Here is an 18,070-nt window from a genome sequence, read left to right as displayed (position 1 = left end):
GGCAATATGAGCAGAAGCAATCCGGCAACGCTTGACAGCCGTTCCAACCGGTTCGTGCTAACCACCTTCGTTTGGCGGCAGATCGCGTCGCTGGCGGGCTTTGCGCTGTTTGGCGCATTGGCGCTGGCTGTCGCGGCGCTATCGACATGGAACGTCGCCGACCCGAGCTTCTCCTACGCGACATCGGAAGCGCCGACCAACGTGCTGGGTTACCCGGGCGCGGCCTTTGCCGATATCTTCATGCAATTCTTCGGCCTTGCCAGCGTCGTCGCCCTTTTGCCGGCCGTTGCCTGGGCGCTGGTGCTCATCAGCGGCAAGCGTTTCGACAAGGTCTTCAAGCGCCTTGGCGTCTGGTTCATCGGCTCCGTGCTTGCCGGCGCGGCGCTGAGCTGCGTTCCCGCCCCCATCACCTGGCCGCTGCCCAACGGTCTCGGCGGCGTCTTCGGCGACATGATTCTCCGCTTCCCGGCGCTCTTCACCGGCGCATTCCCGACCGGCACATTCGCCACCGTGCTCGCCTGCATCTTCGCCGCGCCGGCGGCCTGGTGCCTGATCTACAGCGCCGGCCTCATCGGCGTCAGTGACGAAGAGGAAGAGGACGAGGTCGTCGAACCGACACCGAGCAAGGCGCGCACCGTTCGCGACGAACTGGACGAAGACGACAGCGAGGGCCCCTTCACCCTGCTGATGGGCTCCTTCGCCCATATGCGCTACACCATGCACGCACGCGTCCGTCGCATTTTCGGCATGAGCGGCACGCGCAGTGCACCCAAGCGCCAGTATGACGAACCCTACGACTTCAACAATGACGAGTTCGGCACGCTGAACGAGCCGGTCCGGCCGAAGCCGATGGTCGCCGGGGACCGCATCGAACCCTCGCTCGATCGCTCGGAACGCCGCATCGTCACGCCGCCGCCCATCATGGCCGATGACGAAGACGATGACCTGCCCTTCGATATCGACGAACGTCGCCCGGCCGGCATCCTGCCCGACGACGAAGACGACGATCCGGCATCCGACTGGGCGCCGCGCGCAGCACCACCGAAGCAGGGCCTGCCGAAGTCGGGCTCGCGCGTGGCAACGCCTGCTCCCCGCCCGAAGAGCGGCCAGCGGATCGAGCGTGAAGCCCAGCGCTCCTTCGTCGAGGACGACGGCGACTTCACGCTGCCGCCCATGCATTTCCTTGCCGAGCCGAAGAATGTCGGCCGCGACGCCTCGCTTTCGCCCGACGCACTCGAACAGAATGCCCGCATGCTCGAAGGCGTGCTCGAGGATTTCGGCGTCAAGGGCGAGATCATTCACGTGCGCCCCGGCCCGGTCGTCACTCTCTACGAGCTGGAACCGGCGCCCGGCATCAAATCATCCCGCGTCATCGGCCTCGCCGATGACATCGCCCGCTCGATGAGCGCGATCGCCGCCCGCGTCGCCGTCGTTCCCGGCCGCAACGCTATCGGCATCGAACTGCCGAACCAGCGGCGCGAAACCGTCTACTTGCGCGAACTCATCGGCTCGCGTGATTTCGAGACCTCCAAGGCCCGTCTTGCCATGGCGCTTGGCAAGACCATCGGTGGCGAACCCGTCGTCGCCGATCTCGCCAAGATGCCGCACCTGCTCGTCGCCGGCACCACCGGCTCGGGCAAGTCGGTGGCGATCAACACCATGATCCTGTCGCTGCTCTATCGGTTGAGCCCGGATCAGTGCCGCCTGATCATGATCGACCCGAAGATGCTCGAACTCTCCGTCTATGACGGCATCCCGCACCTGCTTTCGCCCGTCGTGACCGACCCCAAGAAGGCAGTCGTGGCGCTCAAATGGACCGTCCGCGAGATGGAAGAGCGCTATAAGAAGATGTCGAAGATCGGTGTGCGCAACATCGACGGCTTCAACAGCCGCGTCGAGCAGGCGCTTGCCAAGGGCGAGCAGATCACCCGCACGGTGCAGACCGGCTTCGACCGCCAGACCGGCGAAGCCATGTACGAGACGGAAGAATTCGATCTGTCGCCGATGCCCTATATCGTCGTCATCATCGACGAAATGGCCGACCTGATGATGGTCGCCGGCAAGGACATCGAAGGCGCCGTGCAGCGCCTCGCGCAGATGGCGCGCGCCGCCGGCATCCACGTCATCATGGCGACGCAGCGCCCTTCGGTCGACGTCATCACCGGCACGATCAAGGCCAACTTCCCGACGCGCATCTCGTTCCAGGTGACCTCCAAGATCGACAGCCGCACGATCCTCGGCGAACAGGGCGCCGAACAGCTGCTCGGCATGGGTGACATGCTCTACATGGCCGGTGGCGGCCGCATCCAGCGCGTCCACGGCCCCTTCGTCTCCGACACCGAGGTCGAGGAAGTCGTCGCCTATCTGAAGACCCAGGGCGTCCCGCAGTATCTCGATGCCATCACCGAGGATGACGACGAGGACGGCGATGGCGGTGGGCCGGCCGGCACGTCGAACCTCTCCGATTCCGACGATCCCTATGATCAGGCGGTCGCAATCGTCCTGCGCGACGGCAAGGCTTCCACTTCCTACGTACAGCGCCGGCTCGGGATAGGCTACAATCGTGCCGCATCGCTGATCGAGCGCATGGAGCAGGAAGGCATTATCGGCCCGGCGAACCATGCCGGAAAACGCGAGATCCTGGTCCCGACCGAAGCGGAAATCACCGGCCGGTAAAGCAGTTCGGCGGCAGAAGTGCCGCGCGGTTCTGCGTCCGCAATCGCGCAGATGAGAGACACGGCCAGCAAGATATGGCCATGCGCCCCGCCGAAGGCGGCCGAACCGGTAACGGTCATGTGAGAGCAAGAGCCAAAAAGCTCGAAAAAGGCGCCTTGAAGGCGCCGCACTTGCGCTCCAGATGATCCGTAAATGAAGGAGACTGAGATGACAGAGACGAAGAACGGCGAGCGCAGCCATCCGGTAGTTTCGCGCCGCCTTTTCATGTGCGGGGTTGCGGCGCTTGCCGGCATCGGCGGCACCGGTCTCGACCTCACCCAGGCCTTCGCGCAGGCGCCGAGCGCGGCCCAGAAGATCGCCGATCACTTCTCCTCGGTGAAGACCATGGCCGGCGAATTCGTACAGTTCGGCCCGCGCGGCGAACAGACCGGCGGCAAGTTCTACATCCGCCGCCCCGGCCGCATCCGCTTCAACTACGAGGCCCCCTCGCCGATGCGCGTGATTGCCGATGGCAAGTCGGTGGTCATCGGCAACATGAAGCTCAAGACCTGGGACATCTATCCGCTGTCGAAGACGCCGCTCAACCTGCTGCTCAGCGAGAAGATCGACCTGACCGGCAAGATGGTGCGCGGCGTCAAGGAAGAGTCCGACCTCATCACCATCGTGCTTGGCGACCGTTCGATCTTCGGCGATTCGACGATCACCATGATGTTCGACCCGAAGACCTACGATCTGCGCCAGTGGACGATCACCGACGCGCAGAAGAAGGATACCTCGGTCATGATCTTCAATGTCCAGACCGGCATGGCGCTGGACGACAAGGTCTTCCAGATCCCCTATGACGAGGTCCGCAACAAGAAGGGCGGTTGAGCGAGTTCTCAGGCTCTGGCATTGTGGACACAAGGCCGCCAATGGCGGCCTTTTTCATGCATTCCTTGTCCCGGTGCCCCGGACCTGCTTAAAGCTCAGGTCAACATTCATCCTCAGCCGGCCTTCCCCTCGCGAGCGTCCGGCCCATCCGATCAGGGAATGACGTATGGCCCTTTCCGTCGCCACTTGGAACATCAACTCCGTTCGCCTGCGCATGCCGCTGGTCGAGCATCTCCTGAAGACCTGGCAGCCCGATATCCTCTGCCTGCAGGAAACCAAGTGCCCGAACGACCAGTTCCCGTCCAAGCCGCTGAAGGCGCTTGGTTACAATCATATCGAGATGCATGGTCAGAAGGGCTATCACGGCGTGGCGACGATCTCGCGCCTGCCGCTGCATGAGCTCAGCGACCGCCGCGACTATTGCGGCGTCGGCGACGCCCGCCACCTCTCCGTCGTCTTCGAAGCCGGTGGCAAGAAGATCCGGCTGCACAATTTCTACGTCCCGGCGGGCGGCGACGAGCCGGACCGCACCATCAACCCGAAGTTCGGCCACAAGCTCGATTTCGTCGAAGAGATGAAGCTGCTGCACGCCGAAGCCGAGGCCGGCATTTCCTCTATCCTCGTCGGCGACCTCAACATCGCGCCGCTGGAGGACGACGTCTGGTCGCACAAGCAACTTCTGAAGATCGTCAGCCATACGCCGATCGAAACAGAGGGGCTGAACACGGTCATGAACGGCGGTGGCTGGGTCGATCTGATGCGCCAGCACACGCCGACCCCGACCAAGCTCTACACCTGGTGGAGCTACCGGGCGAAGGACTGGGAAGCCGTGGACCGTGGCCGCCGCCTCGACCATATCTGGTCCTCCGCCGATCTGGCGCCGGCGCTCACGAATGTCGACATCCTGCGTGAAGCCCGCGGCTGGGAACGCCCCTCCGACCACGTGCCCGTCATCGCGCATTTTGATATCTAACGCTTTTTTCTGAGCGGTGGCACGCGCCTTTAGTGCTCGCCGCTCCATCAAGAAAAACATGACTAAAAGAATCATATTTTTCTTGATGCGCATTTCCAAACGGACTATCCCTCTTGTCAGGCGGCGGGGACACCGCCTCCGGCAGCCGCCGGGCTGCCATTTTCACTGATATTCGGGTGCTCTGCTCTGGCTGTTGCCGGAGGGCTTTCGTGCGCCCGCAAGAGGGCCAGACATGCCAAAAACCCTGCCGATCGACTTCATGCGGACATCGCGCCGCACACTCTCCGCGACCACTGTCCTGGCCGCAAGCGCTGCCGCCGCGTTCCTTTCGCCGAATGCGGCCTACGCGCAATCGGCCGAAAGCCAGAAGACGACGCGGCTGGAAAAGATCGAGGTGACGGCGGGCAAGGCAGCCGCGACGATCGCGGAGGACAACGACACGATCGTGCCGACGCGCAACGTCTCGGCACTCAAAACCGACACACCGCTGATCGAAACGCCCCGCTCCGTATCGGTCGTCACGCGCAAGGAACTCGAAGAGCGCGGCGTGCAGGACATGATCCAGGCGACACGCTATGCCGCCGGCGTCACGACCGGCGCCTTCGGCTTCGATCCGCGCTTCGACCAGATCTACATCCGTGGCTTCGAAACGACGACGACCGGCGACTTCCGTGACGGCCTGCGCCAGCCCTACATGAACTACGGCACCTTCCCGACCGAGGTCTACGGCCTCGAGCGGATAGAGATCCTCAAGGGCCCAGTCTCCGTCATGTATGGTGCTGCCGGCGTTGGCGGCATCGTCAACCGCATCTCCAAGATGCCTGAGGAGGACACACACCGCGAGGTCGAGCTGCAATATGGCACGATCGGCCGCGCTCAGGCCGCCTTCGACATCGGCGGGCCGGCAACGGCCGAGGGCGACGTCCTCTATCGCATCGTCGGACTTCTGCGAAACGGTGAGACCAGTTACGACGTTGCCGACGACCGCTACCTGCTGCAACCCTCCTTCACCTGGAAGCCGGACGAGGGTACGTCGCTGACCGTGTACGGCCTCGGGCAGAAGGGCGAAAGCGACGCCAGCCCACGCGTGCTCGAGCATGACGGCCGGCTGCTGCGCTATAGCGACCCGGACTACGACTACCAGAAGGTTGGGCAGGTTCAGGCCGGTTACAAGTTCGAGCACGAATTCGACAATGGCCTGACTTTCCGCCAGCACGGCCGCGTCAGCGATCTGGATCTGAAGGCCCGTTACCTGCAATTCGGGACCGAGGTCGCACCCGACGTGTTCGACCGCTCGCCCGTTGCCATCAAGGACGACCAGCGCGCCTACCAGATCGACAACCAGCTCCAGGCGCACTTTGACACCGGCGCTGCCTCGCACACGCTGCTGACCGGCTTCGATTACACCTGGATCACCTCCGACTTCGGCCTCGGTTTCGGCGCCGTCGACCCGGCCTATCGCTTCGATCTCAACAACCCAACCTTCGGCGTCGGCGGCTCGACGCCAGCCCTTGCCAGCTTCAGCGGGCGGGACCTGCGACAAACCGGTATCTATGTCCAGGATCAGCTGGAGGTCGGCAACTGGCGCGCCGTCGGCGGCCTCCGCTACGACTGGGTCGACCAGACCAACACCGACAAGAACACCGGTGCCGTCGATCGCAAGGACGATGGCGAACTCACCGGACAGGCGGGTTTGCTCTATCTCTTCGACAACGGCATCGCGCCCTATGCCAGCTACAGCACCTCCTTCGTGCCGCGTACCGAGCTTTCTGCCGATGGCACGGTGCTCGATCCGACGACCGGCGAGCAGATCGAACTGGGCGTGAAGTATCAGCCCGAAGGCGAGGCCTATTCGCTGAGTGCCGCCTATTACCGGATCGTCGAGACCGACGCGCCGCAATATATATCGGACCCGTCTCTTCCCGTCGGCTACTACTACAAGTCGGCCGGCGAAGTGACGACCAACGGTTTCGAGGTGGAAGGGCGCCGGGAATTCGACAACGGGCTCAGCTTCATCGCCGCTTACAACTACAACGACGCCGAAATCACCGGAAACGTCGACCCGTCGCTGATCGGCAACGTGCCGTCAACAAAGCCGCGCCATGTCGCGTCGCTCTGGGTGAACTATCTGCTGCCGGACGACACGCAGCTTGCGGGCTTGAGCCTCGGCGGCGGCGTGCGTCTGGCATCAAGCTCCTACACATCCGATGCCAACACGACAAAGAACGGCGGCGCCGTCTATTTCGACGCCTCGATCGCCTACGACTTCGGCGTCAAGAACCCCGACCTCGACGGCCTGTCGCTCGCCGTCAGCGTCACCAATCTCGGCGACCGCCGCGAAGAGGTCTGCACCGATGGCTATTGCTATTTCGGCCAGGGCCGTACGGTGCTCGGCTCGCTGAAATACCGGTGGTAACGACCAGAAGCCGCTACTCGGCTCAGGCGAAACGGCCGGCGAGCGCGCCGGCCCGGCGGATCATCGCCTGCAGGTTCTCGCGGATGCGCGCTTCGACGAGTTCGGCCACTTCCGGATACTCTTCCAGCATGCGGCGGAAGAGCGGCCGGTTGATGCGAATGACTTCACTGTCTTCCTCGGCGGTCGCGGTGAACTTGCGCTCGACCATCGAGATCAGCGCCAGCTCCGACAGCAGCGCCCCGCGGCCGACCGTCGAGACCGTCGTCTCCGAACCGTCGACGCCGACCTTCGACAGGGACAGGCTGCCGCTTGCGATTGCGAAGGCGCAATCGGCGGGCGCCCCTTCGCGAAACAGCTCCTGACCCTTGAATATGCGCCGCCGCTCCGCGCCGAAGGCGATCAGCCGCAGCTTGTCCTCGCTGATATCGGCAAACAGCGGCACGTTGGAGAGAAGCACGATATCGTCGTTGAGCGCCAAGCGGCTAACCTCCCGAAATCACCACGCTGCCGGCCGGAGGGCCGGTGACAGGAAACGAAGCATAGGCATGGTTTTGCACCATGCACACTCCAGCTACGGAACGATCTTGTAGCCGCCGTTCTCTGTCACCAAAATCTCGGCATTGGAAGGGTCCCTCTCGATTTTCTGGCGGAGGCGATAGACGTGGGTTTCCAGCGTGTGGGTAGTCACGCCGGAATTGTAGCCCCAGACCTCTTCCAGGAGCACGTCGCGCGTCACCACTTTCTGGTCGGCGCGGTAGAGGTAGCGGATGATCGCCGCTTCCTTCTCGGTGAGCCGGATCTTCTGGCCGTTTTCCAGTGTCAGCAGCTTCTGGCTGGGCTTGAACGTATAGGGCCCGACGCTGAAGGTCGCGTCCTCGCTCTGCTCGTGCTGGCGCAACTGTGCGCGGATACGGGCAAGCAGCACGGCGAAGCGGAACGGCTTCGTCACATAGTCGTTGGCGCCGGCCTCGAGGCCGAGGATCGTGTCCGAATCGGTATCGTGGCCCGTCAGCATGATGATCGGCGCCTTGAAGCCGCCCTTGCGCAGGAGCTTCACCGCCTCGCGGCCATCCATGTCGGGTAGGCCGACATCCATGATCAGCAGGTCCACCTGCTGCGCCCGTGCGGTCTGGATACCCTTGCCGGCGGTGGCTTCCTGGATGAGATCGAATTCTTCGTAGAGCGAGAGTTGCTCGACCAGTGTCTCGCGCAGGTCATTGTCGTCATCGACAAGAAGAATGGTGCGGGTCGCCATGGGACAATTCCTGTTTGCTTCCGTTTTCAAACTAGCTCAAATGCCTGTGTTGGCAAGCGAACCAGCATTGGTAAGTCGTTATAGCTGCAACCGTGCTTATGGTGCCCCCCAATTCACGGGCAAAGCAAAAATCCGTGAGAATGATGCGCAAGAAAACGTCGGGAAAAAGACCGGCCAGATCCATCATCACCGTCTGCGCGGCGCGGCGCGATCGAAGGCGGGCGCTGGTCTGCTTCGACGGCCGCGTCGAGCAGGCGGCGATCGGGCGAAGCGGCATCGCCAGCCTGAAGCGTGAGGGCGACGGCGCCACGCCGCGGGCGGCAATGATGCTGATCGGTGGCTATGTCCGGCACGACCGCCTTTCCCTGCCGCCGGCGCCGCTGCCGACGCGGTTAGCCTGCTGGCCATGCGTCGGCTGATGCCGCATATGCGCCGCGGCACCATCGTGCAGTCGGCGGACTGCGGTGCAGCTCAGCGAAGCGAGCGGGGTGTCACGAAGCGCGTGAGTTTCGCCCCACCGGGCATCAGCTCCCGCCATCCCGGGGCTTCGAATTCGAGAACGGCAAGGGCGGCGGTCGGAAACTTGTCCGCCATCCGCATGCGCAAATCCGCATCGCCGGAACCGACCAGCTGCAGCGCCAGATCTTCCATACCCGGATTGTGGCCGACGATGAGCAGGGTCCTGACGGCCGGATCGGTCGCGCGCAGGACGCTGAGGATCTGGGGGGCACCCACCTCGTAGATCGCCCGGGTATTCTCGACCGCGACCTCGGACGGCAGGGTGGCTGCCACCAATTGCCAGGTCTCTTGCGCACGCTTGGCGGTCGAGACGAGTGCGAGATCGGGCACGAGCTTATGGCCGGCCATGTACATTCCCGTCAGCGGCGCAGCCTTGCGGCCGCGTTCTCCGAGCGGGCGATTGATGTCGGTGACGCCGTCCGGCCAGGCGGACTTGGCATGGCGTAACAGCAGCAGGCGATAGCTTTGCACAGGTACGTCGTCGCTCATCCCATCGTCCTCCCAAACATGCATCGGCTGGCACAGCTTAACGCATTTTCAAGCATGCGCGGGCAGCAACCAGGCCAAATAAAAAAGGCCGCCCCGAAGGGCGGCCATTGACGCCGGAAAAGCTCAAATCCGGCTTATTTCCATTCGCGGATGTCGACGAAGTGACCCGCCACCGCCGCGGCTGCCGCCATTGCCGGCGAGACCAGATGCGTACGGCCCTTGAAGCCCTGGCGGCCCTCGAAGTTGCGGTTCGACGTGGACGCGCAACGCTCGCCCGGCTTCAGCCGGTCGTCGTTCATCGCCAGGCACATGGAGCAGCCCGGCTCGCGCCAGTCGAAGCCGGCTTCCCTGAAGATCTTGTCGAGGCCTTCGGCCTCGGCCTGTTCCTTCACGAGGCCCGAGCCCGGAACGATCATGGCCGAAACCGTCGAGGCGACCTTGCGGCCTTCGACGACCTCAGCCACAGCCCGCAGGTCCTCGATGCGGCCGTTGGTGCAGGATCCGATGAAGACGCGGTCGACGGCGATGTCGGTGATCTTCGTGCCCGGCTTCAGGCCCATGTAGTCGAGCGCGCGCCACTTGGAGGCCCGCTTGTTCTCTTCCTGGATCTCATCCGGGTTGGGAACGATGCCCTGCACCGAAATGACGTCTTCCGGAGAGGAACCCCAGGAAACGATCGGCGGCAGGTTGGCAGCGTCGAGCACGACGACGCGATCGTAATGGGCGCCTTCGTCCGTGTGCAGCGTCTTCCAGTAGTCGAGCGCCATGTCCCAGGCCTTGCCCTTCGGAGCGCGCGGCTTGTCCTTGATATAGGCGAACGTCGTCTCGTCCGGCGCGATCAGGCCGGCGCGGGCGCCGCCCTCGATCGTCATGTTGCAGATGGTCATGCGGCCTTCCATCGACAACGAACGGATCGCTTCGCCGGCAAACTCGATGACGTGGCCGGTACCGCCGGCAGTGCCGATCTCTCCGATGATGGCGAGGATGATGTCCTTGGCGGTGACGCCTGATGGTAGCTGGCCGTCGACGCGCACCAGCATGTTCTTCGCCTTCTTCTGGATCAGCGTCTGGGTGGCGAGCACGTGCTCGACCTCGGACGTGCCGATGCCATGCGCCAGCGAACCGAAGGCGCCGTGCGTCGAGGTGTGGCTGTCACCGCAGACGATGGTCATGCCCGGCAGGGTGAAGCCCTGCTCCGGGCCGACGATGTGCACGATGCCCTGACGCTTGTCGTTCTCGGAGTAGTATTCGACGCCGAAGTCGGCGGCGTTCTTGGCGAGCGCCTCGACCTGAATGCGGCTTTCCTCGTTCTTGATGCCGAGGTGACGATCGGCCGAAGTCGGGACGTTGTGGTCGACGACGGCGAGCGTCTTTTCAGGCGCGCGGACCTGGCGGCCAGCCATGCGCAGGCCCTCGAAGGCCTGTGGGCTCGTCACTTCGTGAACGAGGTGACGATCGATGTAGAGAAGACAGGTGCCATCGTCCTGGCTGTTGACCAGATGGTCGTCCCAGATCTTGTCATAGAGAGTACGCGGTGCGCTCATGGCGGTATATCCATCGAGTTTTCAAAAAGGTAGGGAAAGCCGGCGGCAAGGCAACCGGAAATGCTGATCAAGGGATCAGGATAGGCGGCTTGTAAGCGCCCCGTGAACGCGCGCAAAGAAGCGTGCCGGCAGGCGTTTGTGATCCTGCAGCACGACGATTTTCTGTTCGCGACATCCGAATTTGGATTCCATGGGCGCGTTCATATCAATTTTTTGACAGGTCGGCAATTGGCGTGATCGCGCTCAACGCTGCTCCGCACGCCTCAGCCGCCGCTCCAGGCCTCGCAATGCCAGAGACAGGCCGATGGTCAGCACCAGATAGACATAGGCGACGATCGAGTAGGTCTCGAAGAAGCGAAAGGAACCGGAAGCATAGACCTTGCCCATCTGCGTGATGTCGGCGACGCCGAGCACAGAGACAAGCGAAGAGTCCTTGACCATGGCGACGAAGTCGTTGCCGAGCGGCGGCAGGATCACACGGATCGCCTGCGGAAAGATGACGAGACGAAAGCGCTGGTAGCGCGTGAGCCCGAGCGCCTTGGCAGCCTCCACCTGTCCCTTGTCGACCGAGAGAATGCCGGCCCGGAACACCTCGGCGATGAAGGCGGAGTAGCCGATCATCAGAGCGATGATGGCACGCCACATCAGCGAAATGTCGCGCACGACGACAGGCTCCATCCAGCCGGCTGCGATCAGCGGCGCGCAGATGAAATTGGCAGCGACGACGAGCGCCGGCGCACCGACGAAGGCGATATAGAACAGAAGCACGAGGATCGGCACGCCACGGATGATCTCCGTGTAGAAGCGCGCGATCTGCCGGAGCGCCGAATGCTCGGAAAGCGCCATCAGCGCGATGCCGAGGCCGAGCGTTGTTGCCAGTACGAAGCCCATGAGGGTCACGAAGACGGTGACGCCGAGCCCCTTGAAGACGACGGTGAAGACTTCGGAGAAGATGTCGTTGCTGACGATCACGGCGGCGAGGGCCACCGCGATCGCAAGAAGGGCGACCAACCACCAGGGATAGTCGCCCTTACCGGACATATCAGGAGATTGCGGAGCGGCCATAGCCTCGGATCAGCCGCCCATCTTGTATTCGAGGAACCACTTCTTATCGAGGGCGTCGAATGTGCCGTCTGCCTTCAGCGCCTTGATCGCGGCGTTGACCGGAGCGACGAGGTCCGAGCCCTTCGGGAAGATGAAGCCGAAATCCTCGGTACCGAGCGGGCCGCCGACGACCTTGAGCTTGCCCTCGGACGAATCGACATAACCCTTGGCGGCGACACTGTCGGTCAGCACCACGTCGACGTCGCCGGCCTTCAGTGCCTGGACGGTTGCGCCGAAAGTCTCGAACAGCTTGATGCGCGGGTTCTGCTCGTTGCCGTCAAGCATTTCGTAGACGGCGGTGTAGAACGGCGAGGTGCCCGGCTGGGCGCCAACGAGACCGTCGGCAAAGGCGCCGAAGCTCTTTCCGTCGTTGAAGCGGTTTTCCTCGCTACGCACCAGCATGAACTGCTGCGAACGCATGTAGGGGTCGGAGAAGTCGACCTTCTCCTTGCGATCGTCCTTGATGGTGATGCCGGTCATGCCGATCTGGTACTGACCGTCATGCACCGCCTGGATCATCGCGTCCCAGCTGGTGTTCTGATATTCGACCTTGAAATTCAACCGCTTGGCGATCTCGTTCATGGCGTCGTATTCCCAGCCCTTGGCTTCGCCGGACTTCGGATCGACAAACTGCAGCGGCGGGTAGGCGTTCTCCGTGACGACGACAACCGTCTTGCCTCCCAGGTCGGGCAGGTCGCTGGCAAGCGCCGGTGCAGAAAATGCGAAAGGAACGGCAAGTGCAGCTGCGATGCCCGCAAGCACGTGGCGACGGATTGTCATTGGAGGGCTCCCGAAAATTGTGGCAGCGGAAAATGTCACAAATTCCATCGGAAAGACAAGCGGATAGTACCAAAAAAGAAAGGCGGCCGAGGCCGCCTTTCCAACAATCCCAGAGGATTGAAAACTTATTCTGCTGCGGCTTCCGCTGCTGCCTTTGCTTCGGCGGCTTCGGCTGCTGCCTTTTCGGCGGCGAGCGCCTGAGCTGCTGCAACCTTTTCAGCCTCGATGCGTGCCTTTTCCTCGGCAATCGCCTGACGCTCGGCTTCGTTCAGCTTGCGGGCGCGCGTGCCGGTGTTCTCGACGATACGAGCCGACTTGCCGCGACGATCGCGCAGGTAGTAGAGCTTGGCGCGACGGACCTTACCGCGGCGAACCACTTCGACGCTCTCGACGAGCGGAGAGTAAACCGGGAATACGCGCTCGACGCCTTCGCCGTAGGAGATCTTGCGAACGGTGAAGCTTTCGTTGATGCCGCCGCCCGAACGAGCGATGCAGACGCCTTCATAGGCCTGGACGCGGGTACGGTTGCCTTCGACAACGCGGACGTTGACGCGCAGGGTGTCGCCGGCGGAAAATTCCGGGAGCGTGCGCTTGGCGGCGATCTTGGCGGCCTGTTCGGCTTCCAGCTGCTGGATGATGTTCATCGGTCTAACCTTTCAAGTTCTTCTGAAACAGCCAGAGCGCTCACGATGAACCTGTCGGGCTTTGCCTTCAGGTCTTGCTGGAAACCAACAGGAGCGGGTACGCCATTCTTTGTTTTGGTCGACGGGCATAGAACCCGAACCGGGGCGGCACTTACACCAATCTGCCCTGCTTGTCATCCCCGGAAGCCATATTTTCTCGGCGATCCGCATCAGCGGCGGCGATTCCATCAGAAAATCAGCTTAGACGGTCCACTCGATTGTCCGATGGCGCGGACTTGCGGTCGCCACCGCCACCGGCTATCCCGAGCATGGGGTTCCGGGGAATACCATGCATATCTTCGAAGTGCTCATGCTTTTTGCGGCCGGCTTCCTGTCCGGCGTCGTCAATGCCATCGCCGGCGGCGGAACGTTCCTGACGTTCGGGGCGATGACGCTTGGCGGCCTCTCGCCGATCGTTGCCAACGCGACCTCGTCGATCATCCAGTTCCCGGGCTACATCACCTCCGCGCTCGCCTATGCCAAGGAAATCCGGGCCGACAAGCGCTATGCGATCCTGCTCGGCGCGATCTCGGCCCTCGGCGGCCTTGCCGGTGCGCTGCTGCTCGTCTCGCTCTCCAACGCCTCCTTCCGTGCGCTGGTCCCTTGGCTGCTGCTTGCGGCAACGGCGATCTTCGCTGCCGGGCCGTTGCTCAAGCCCAAGGCGCGCGTTGACGAGCATGCGATCAATCCGGCCGGCATCGGCGCCCAGTTCGTCACCTCCATCTATGGCGGTTTCTTCGGCGCCGGCATGGGCATCATGATGCTGGCGGTGCTGGGGCTTGCGACCGGCGGTGGCTATCACCGGCTGAACGCGCTCAAGAACTTCATTTCGATCGTGATTGCCGCGATCGCCATCGTCGTCTTCGCCGCCGGCGGCGTCGTCTCCTGGCTGCATGCGGCCATCATGGTGCCGGGCGCAGCCCTTGGCGGCTACTCCGGGGTCTGGGCGGCCCGGCGCGTGCCGCAGGCGGTCATCCGCGCGCTCGTCGTCGCCGTCGGCTTGCTGCTTGCCGCCTATTATTTCTTCACGGGCTGATCGAGAAGATCGGGCCTGCGCTCGGCGGTGAGGCGCCGCGCCTCCGCTTCGCGCCACTTGGCAATGGCGCCGTGATTGCCCGAGGTCAGCACCGGCGGGATTTCGCGGCCTTCAAACACTTGCGGCCGGGTATAGTGCGGATGCTCGAGCAGGCCGCCCTCGAAGCTCTCATGCACGCCCGAAAGCTCGTTACCCATGACGCCCGGCAGGATACGCACCACGGCATCGAGCAGCGTCAGCGCGGCCGGCTCGCCGCCGGAGAGAATGTAGTCGCCGATGGAAACCTCTTCGAGGCCACGGGCATCGATCACCCGCTGATCGACGCCCTCAAAACGTCCGCAGACGATGACGACGCCGGGTCCGGCAGCAAGTTCGCGCACCCGCTCTTGTGTCAGCGGTCGGCCGCGCGGGCTCATCAGCAGCCGAGGACGATCGTCAGCCGCGGAGACTTGATCGATCGCCCGGGCAAGCACGTCGGGCTTCAGCACCATACCGGCGCCGCCGCCGGCCGGCGTGTCGTCGACGGTGCGGTGCTTGTCTTCGGCGAAATCGCGGATCTGCACCGGCTCGATCGACCATTGGCCACGCTCCAGCGCCTTACCGGAAAGCGAGGCGCCGAGATGACCCGGAAACATTTCGGGATAAAGCGTCAGAACAGTCGCGCGAAAAGTCATTGCCGCACCGCTCACTTACGCTTTGCGGAAAACGGATTGCCCGAATCCTGATCCTTGTCCTCGGAAAGACCTGCCGCCACGGGATCGACCAGCAACCGGCCGGCCTCCAGATCGATCTCCAGCACCGACCATTCGGTAAAGGGGATCAGCACCGGGCGACGGCCCGGACCCTTCAGCTCCAGGAGATCGCCGGCACCGAAGTCGAAAACGCCGCTGACCTTGCCATAGCTGGTGCCATTGCCGTCGATCGCTTCCAGGCCCTCGAGATCGGCATAGAAGAATTCGTCCTCGTCGAGATCCTCGTCTGGCAGGTTGTCCCGCTCGATGAACAGCTCGAGACCATTGAGCGCTTCGGCGGCATTGCGATCGTTGACACCACGGAAGCGCACGACCACGACATTCTTCGCCTCGCGGATTTCGAGCACCTCGAAGACACGGCCGTCATCGCTGTGCAGATTGCCATAGTCGCCGAGCGCCGTCGGATCGTCGGTAAAGGATTTGACCCTGACCTCGCCGCGCAAGCCTTGCGCCGCGCCGATAGTCGCCATCAGAACCGGGTTTTCGAGTTTGCTCATCGTCCGCGTCCGTTTCGGTATATCTCGCTGCACATAACGGAAAACGGGCGGCATGGAAATGCCACCCGTTTCCTTAAGTCACGGCAAGCTGGAACAGGAGTGCTGTCGGAGGACCGCCGATCCCGTTCCAGACCGTTTGCCGGCAATTATTCTGCGGCAGCTTCTGCAGCGGCAGCAGCGGCTTCTTCAGCCTTCTGCTTGGCTTCAGCAGCGCGCTCCTGAGCCTTCTTGCCCGGAACAGCCTTGGTCGGGTTGCTGCGAGCCGGACGCTTTGCGAGGCCAGCCTGGTCGAGGAAGCGCAGAACGCGGTCGGTCGGCTGTGCGCCCTGGGCGATCCAGTGAGCGACGCGCTCGGCGTCGAGCTCGACGCGCTTTTCGTCGTCCTTGCCGAGCATCGGGTTCCAGGAGCCGATCTTCTCGAGGAAGCGGCCGTCACGCGGGCTGCGGGCGTCGGCAACGACGATCTGGTAGTACGGACGCTTCTTGGAACCGCCACGGGCGAGACGAATTTTCAGTGCCATTTGAGTAACTCCTTGCAGGCTTTCTTGACCGCTTCGTTCAAGCGGAATGGTTTGTGCCGGCGCTGCCCGCGGAATGCGAGCGGTCGGCGGCGATGGCTTCATGATGCCGGATGACTTCCTTGATGATGAAGTTCAGGAACTTCTCGGCGAAATCCGGGTCCAGATTGGCATCCTTGGCCAGGCGGCGCAGGCGTTCGATCTGGTATTCTTCGCGCGCCGGGTCGGCCGGCGGCAAGTCGTGCTTGGCCTTGAGAACGCCGACTGCCTGAGTGCAGCGGAAGCGTTCGGCCAGCATGTGGACGAGTGCGGCATCGATGTTGTCGATCGACTGCCGGTAACCCGCCAATTCCTGTTTGATTTCGGGATCAATCATCTCTCACCGATCCTCACTTCTTCTTCGGCAGGCCGGGAAGGCCGGGGAAACCGCCACCGAGGCCGGGAAGCTTAGCGCCACCCAGACCCGGCAGGCCACCGCCGCCGAGACCCGGCATTCCGCCCGGCTTTAGGCCGGCGGCTTCGGCCTGCTTCTGCAACGCTTCGAGCTGCTTCGGGTCGAGCTTCGACAGGTCAGGCATGCCGCCGCCACCGAGGCCACCAAGCCCCATCTTGTTGGCAAGGCCGCCCATCATCTGCTTCATCATGCCGCCTTTGCCCTTGCCACCCATCATCTTCATCATGTCCGCCATCTGGCGGTGCATCTTCAGAAGTTTGTTGATGTCGGCGGCATCGGTGCCGGAACCGGCGGCGATGCGCTTCTTGCGCGAATGCTTCAGCAGGTCGGGGTTGGCGCGCTCGGCCTTGGTCATCGACGAGATGATGGCGAGCTGGCGCTTGAACAGGCTGTCGTCGAGGCCGGCGGCGGCCATCTTGTCCTTCATGCCGGCCATGCCGGGCATCAGGCCCATGATACCGCCCATGCCGCCCATCTTCTGCATTTGGCCAAGCTGGTCGGCGAGATCGTTCAGGTCGAACTTGCCCTTGGCCATCTTGGCGGCCATGGCGGCCGCCTTCTCGGCGTCGATGTTTTCGGCAGCCTTCTCGACCAGCGAAACGATGTCGCCCATTCCGAGAATACGGTCGGCGACGCGGCGGGGATGGAACTCTTCGAGCTCGCCCATCTTTTCGCCGACACCGATGAGCTTGATCGGCTTGCCGGTGACGGCACGCATCGAAAGCGCCGCACCACCACGGCCGTCGCCGTCCATGCGGGTGAGCACCAGGCCGGTGATGCCGACGCGTTCGTCGAAGTTACGGGCAAGGTTGACGGCGTCCTGACCGGTCAGCGCATCGGCGACGAGCAGGATTTCATGCGGATTGGATTTCCGCTTGATCTCCGCCATCTCGATCATCAGCGGCTCATCGATATGGGTACGGCCGGCGGTGTCGAGGATGACGACGTCATGGCCGCCGAGCTTGGCAGCCTGGACGGCGCGCGCAGCAATGTCGGTCGGCGACTGGCCGGCAATGATCGGCAGCGTATCGACACCGGTCTGCACGCCGAGCTGGCGCAGCTGCTCCTGGGCTGCCGGGCGACGCGTGTCGAGCGAAGCCATCAGGACCTTTTTCTTGTCCCGCGACTTCATCCGGTTGGCGATCTTGCCGGTGGTGGTCGTCTTACCCGAGCCCTGCAGACCCACCATCATGATGACGACCGGTGCCGGCGCGTTGAGGTCGATGGTGACGCCCTCGGAGCCGAGCATCTCGATCAGCTCGTCATGGACGATCTTGACGACCATCTGGCCGGGCTTGATCGACTTCAGGATCTCGGCGCCAACGGCCTTTTCGCGAACTTTTTCAGTGAAGGAGCGCACGACGTCGAGCGCGACGTCGGCTTCGAGCAGCGCACGGCGAACCTCGCGAAGCGCAGCGGAAACATCGGCTTCCGACAATGCGCCGCGGCCGGTCAGTCCATTCAATATGGAACCAAGGCGGTCCTGGAGGCTCTCGAACATTCT

17 protein-coding genes and 1 pseudogene are annotated in these 18,070 nt (G+C 63.1%); 6 read left to right on the top strand and 12 right to left on the bottom strand.

Annotated elements, in window-relative coordinates; genetic code table 11:
• Positions 1 to 6: 6 nt before the first annotated feature.
• From AB4Z53_RS08650 to AB4Z53_RS08635, 4 genes are all read left to right on the top strand, one after another.
• Complete coding sequence (locus AB4Z53_RS08650; protein WP_441595562.1) at positions 7 to 2,676, top strand: DNA translocase FtsK 4TM domain-containing protein; 2,670 nt, start codon at positions 7 to 9, stop codon at positions 2,674 to 2,676.
• A 207-nt stretch (positions 2,677 to 2,883) separates the two neighbouring features.
• Positions 2,884 to 3,546 carry a LolA family protein gene (locus tag AB4Z53_RS08645; protein ID WP_113535329.1) on the top strand — a complete coding sequence of 221 codons (663 nt, stop codon included), beginning with the start codon at positions 2,884 to 2,886 and terminating at the stop codon, positions 3,544 to 3,546.
• 166 nt (positions 3,547 to 3,712) lie between these two features.
• Positions 3,713 to 4,519: an exodeoxyribonuclease III gene (locus AB4Z53_RS08640; RefSeq protein ID WP_113535330.1), complete on the top strand. Its 807-nt coding sequence runs from the start codon at positions 3,713 to 3,715 to the stop codon at positions 4,517 to 4,519.
• A 232-nt stretch (positions 4,520 to 4,751) separates the two neighbouring features.
• Positions 4,752 to 6,935, top strand: a complete 2,184-nt coding sequence (locus AB4Z53_RS08635) for a TonB-dependent siderophore receptor (RefSeq protein WP_113535331.1) — start codon at positions 4,752 to 4,754, stop codon at positions 6,933 to 6,935.
• A gap of 22 nt (positions 6,936 to 6,957) precedes the next feature.
• Here AB4Z53_RS08635 and AB4Z53_RS08630 read toward each other — a convergent pair whose 3' ends face one another.
• Positions 6,958 to 7,413: a cyclic nucleotide-binding domain-containing protein gene (locus AB4Z53_RS08630; RefSeq protein ID WP_113535332.1), complete on the bottom strand. Its 456-nt coding sequence runs from the start codon at positions 7,411 to 7,413 to the stop codon at positions 6,958 to 6,960.
• 93 nt (positions 7,414 to 7,506) lie between these two features.
• Positions 7,507 to 8,190, bottom strand: a complete 684-nt coding sequence (locus AB4Z53_RS08625) for a response regulator transcription factor (RefSeq protein WP_034802783.1) — start codon at positions 8,188 to 8,190, stop codon at positions 7,507 to 7,509.
• A gap of 143 nt (positions 8,191 to 8,333) precedes the next feature.
• Here AB4Z53_RS08625 and AB4Z53_RS08620 point away from each other — a divergent pair.
• A pseudogene (locus AB4Z53_RS08620) lies at positions 8,334 to 8,582 on the top strand (L,D-transpeptidase family protein); the annotation flags it as partial.
• Positions 8,583 to 8,661: 79 nt separating this feature from the next.
• Here the strand turns inward: AB4Z53_RS08620 and AB4Z53_RS08615 are convergent.
• The 5 genes from AB4Z53_RS08615 to rplS form a co-directional block, all read right to left on the bottom strand.
• Positions 8,662 to 9,198 carry a SixA phosphatase family protein gene (locus AB4Z53_RS08615; RefSeq protein WP_441595561.1) on the bottom strand — a complete coding sequence of 179 codons (537 nt, stop codon included), beginning with the start codon at positions 9,196 to 9,198 and terminating at the stop codon, positions 8,662 to 8,664.
• Positions 9,199 to 9,332: 134 nt separating this feature from the next.
• Positions 9,333 to 10,742 (bottom strand): 3-isopropylmalate dehydratase large subunit, encoded by a 1,410-nt coding sequence (leuC, locus tag AB4Z53_RS08610; protein WP_291148762.1) that lies wholly within the window; start codon positions 10,740 to 10,742, stop codon positions 9,333 to 9,335.
• A gap of 243 nt (positions 10,743 to 10,985) precedes the next feature.
• Entirely contained in the window at positions 10,986 to 11,807 is an 822-nt protein-coding gene (locus AB4Z53_RS08605; protein ID WP_113535335.1) for an amino acid ABC transporter permease, read from the bottom strand.
• A 9-nt stretch (positions 11,808 to 11,816) separates the two neighbouring features.
• Positions 11,817 to 12,626: a transporter substrate-binding domain-containing protein gene (locus AB4Z53_RS08600; RefSeq protein ID WP_113535336.1), complete on the bottom strand. Its 810-nt coding sequence runs from the start codon at positions 12,624 to 12,626 to the stop codon at positions 11,817 to 11,819.
• A gap of 125 nt (positions 12,627 to 12,751) precedes the next feature.
• On the bottom strand, positions 12,752 to 13,270 hold the full coding sequence (gene rplS, locus AB4Z53_RS08595; RefSeq protein ID WP_043625625.1) for a 50S ribosomal protein L19: 519 nt from the start codon (positions 13,268 to 13,270) through the stop codon (positions 12,752 to 12,754).
• 328 nt (positions 13,271 to 13,598) lie between these two features.
• Between rplS and AB4Z53_RS08590 the strand changes: the two genes are divergently transcribed.
• Positions 13,599 to 14,345 (top strand): sulfite exporter TauE/SafE family protein, encoded by a 747-nt coding sequence (locus tag AB4Z53_RS08590; RefSeq protein WP_441595560.1) that lies wholly within the window; start codon positions 13,599 to 13,601, stop codon positions 14,343 to 14,345.
• Here the strand turns inward: AB4Z53_RS08590 and trmD are convergent.
• The 5 genes from trmD to ffh all read right to left on the bottom strand — a co-directional run bounded on the left by trmD (position 14,327) and on the right by ffh (position 18,067).
• Entirely contained in the window at positions 14,327 to 15,019 is a 693-nt protein-coding gene (gene trmD, locus AB4Z53_RS08585; RefSeq protein ID WP_113535338.1) for a tRNA (guanosine(37)-N1)-methyltransferase TrmD, read from the bottom strand. The genes AB4Z53_RS08590 and trmD overlap by 19 nt on opposite strands.
• 11 nt (positions 15,020 to 15,030) lie before the next feature.
• A complete protein-coding gene (rimM, locus tag AB4Z53_RS08580; protein WP_113535339.1) occupies positions 15,031 to 15,594 on the bottom strand; it encodes a ribosome maturation factor RimM in 564 nt (187 codons plus the stop codon).
• A gap of 146 nt (positions 15,595 to 15,740) precedes the next feature.
• A complete protein-coding gene (rpsP, locus tag AB4Z53_RS08575) occupies positions 15,741 to 16,115 on the bottom strand; it encodes a 30S ribosomal protein S16 (protein WP_113535340.1) in 375 nt (124 codons plus the stop codon).
• A 37-nt stretch (positions 16,116 to 16,152) separates the two neighbouring features.
• Positions 16,153 to 16,488, bottom strand: a complete 336-nt coding sequence (locus AB4Z53_RS08570; RefSeq protein ID WP_113535341.1) for a chorismate mutase — start codon at positions 16,486 to 16,488, stop codon at positions 16,153 to 16,155.
• A gap of 13 nt (positions 16,489 to 16,501) precedes the next feature.
• Positions 16,502 to 18,067: a signal recognition particle protein gene (ffh, locus tag AB4Z53_RS08565; protein ID WP_113535342.1), complete on the bottom strand. Its 1,566-nt coding sequence runs from the start codon at positions 18,065 to 18,067 to the stop codon at positions 16,502 to 16,504.
• Between the last annotated feature and the right edge of the window lie 3 nt (positions 18,068 to 18,070).

Origin of the sequence: Ensifer sp. 2TAB8 (assembly GCF_052115125.1) — a bacterium.
Lineage (GTDB): Bacteria > Pseudomonadota > Alphaproteobacteria > Rhizobiales > Rhizobiaceae > Ensifer.
Note: the sequence above shows the minus strand (reverse complement) of the source record. Positions and strands in the feature narration are given on the sequence as shown.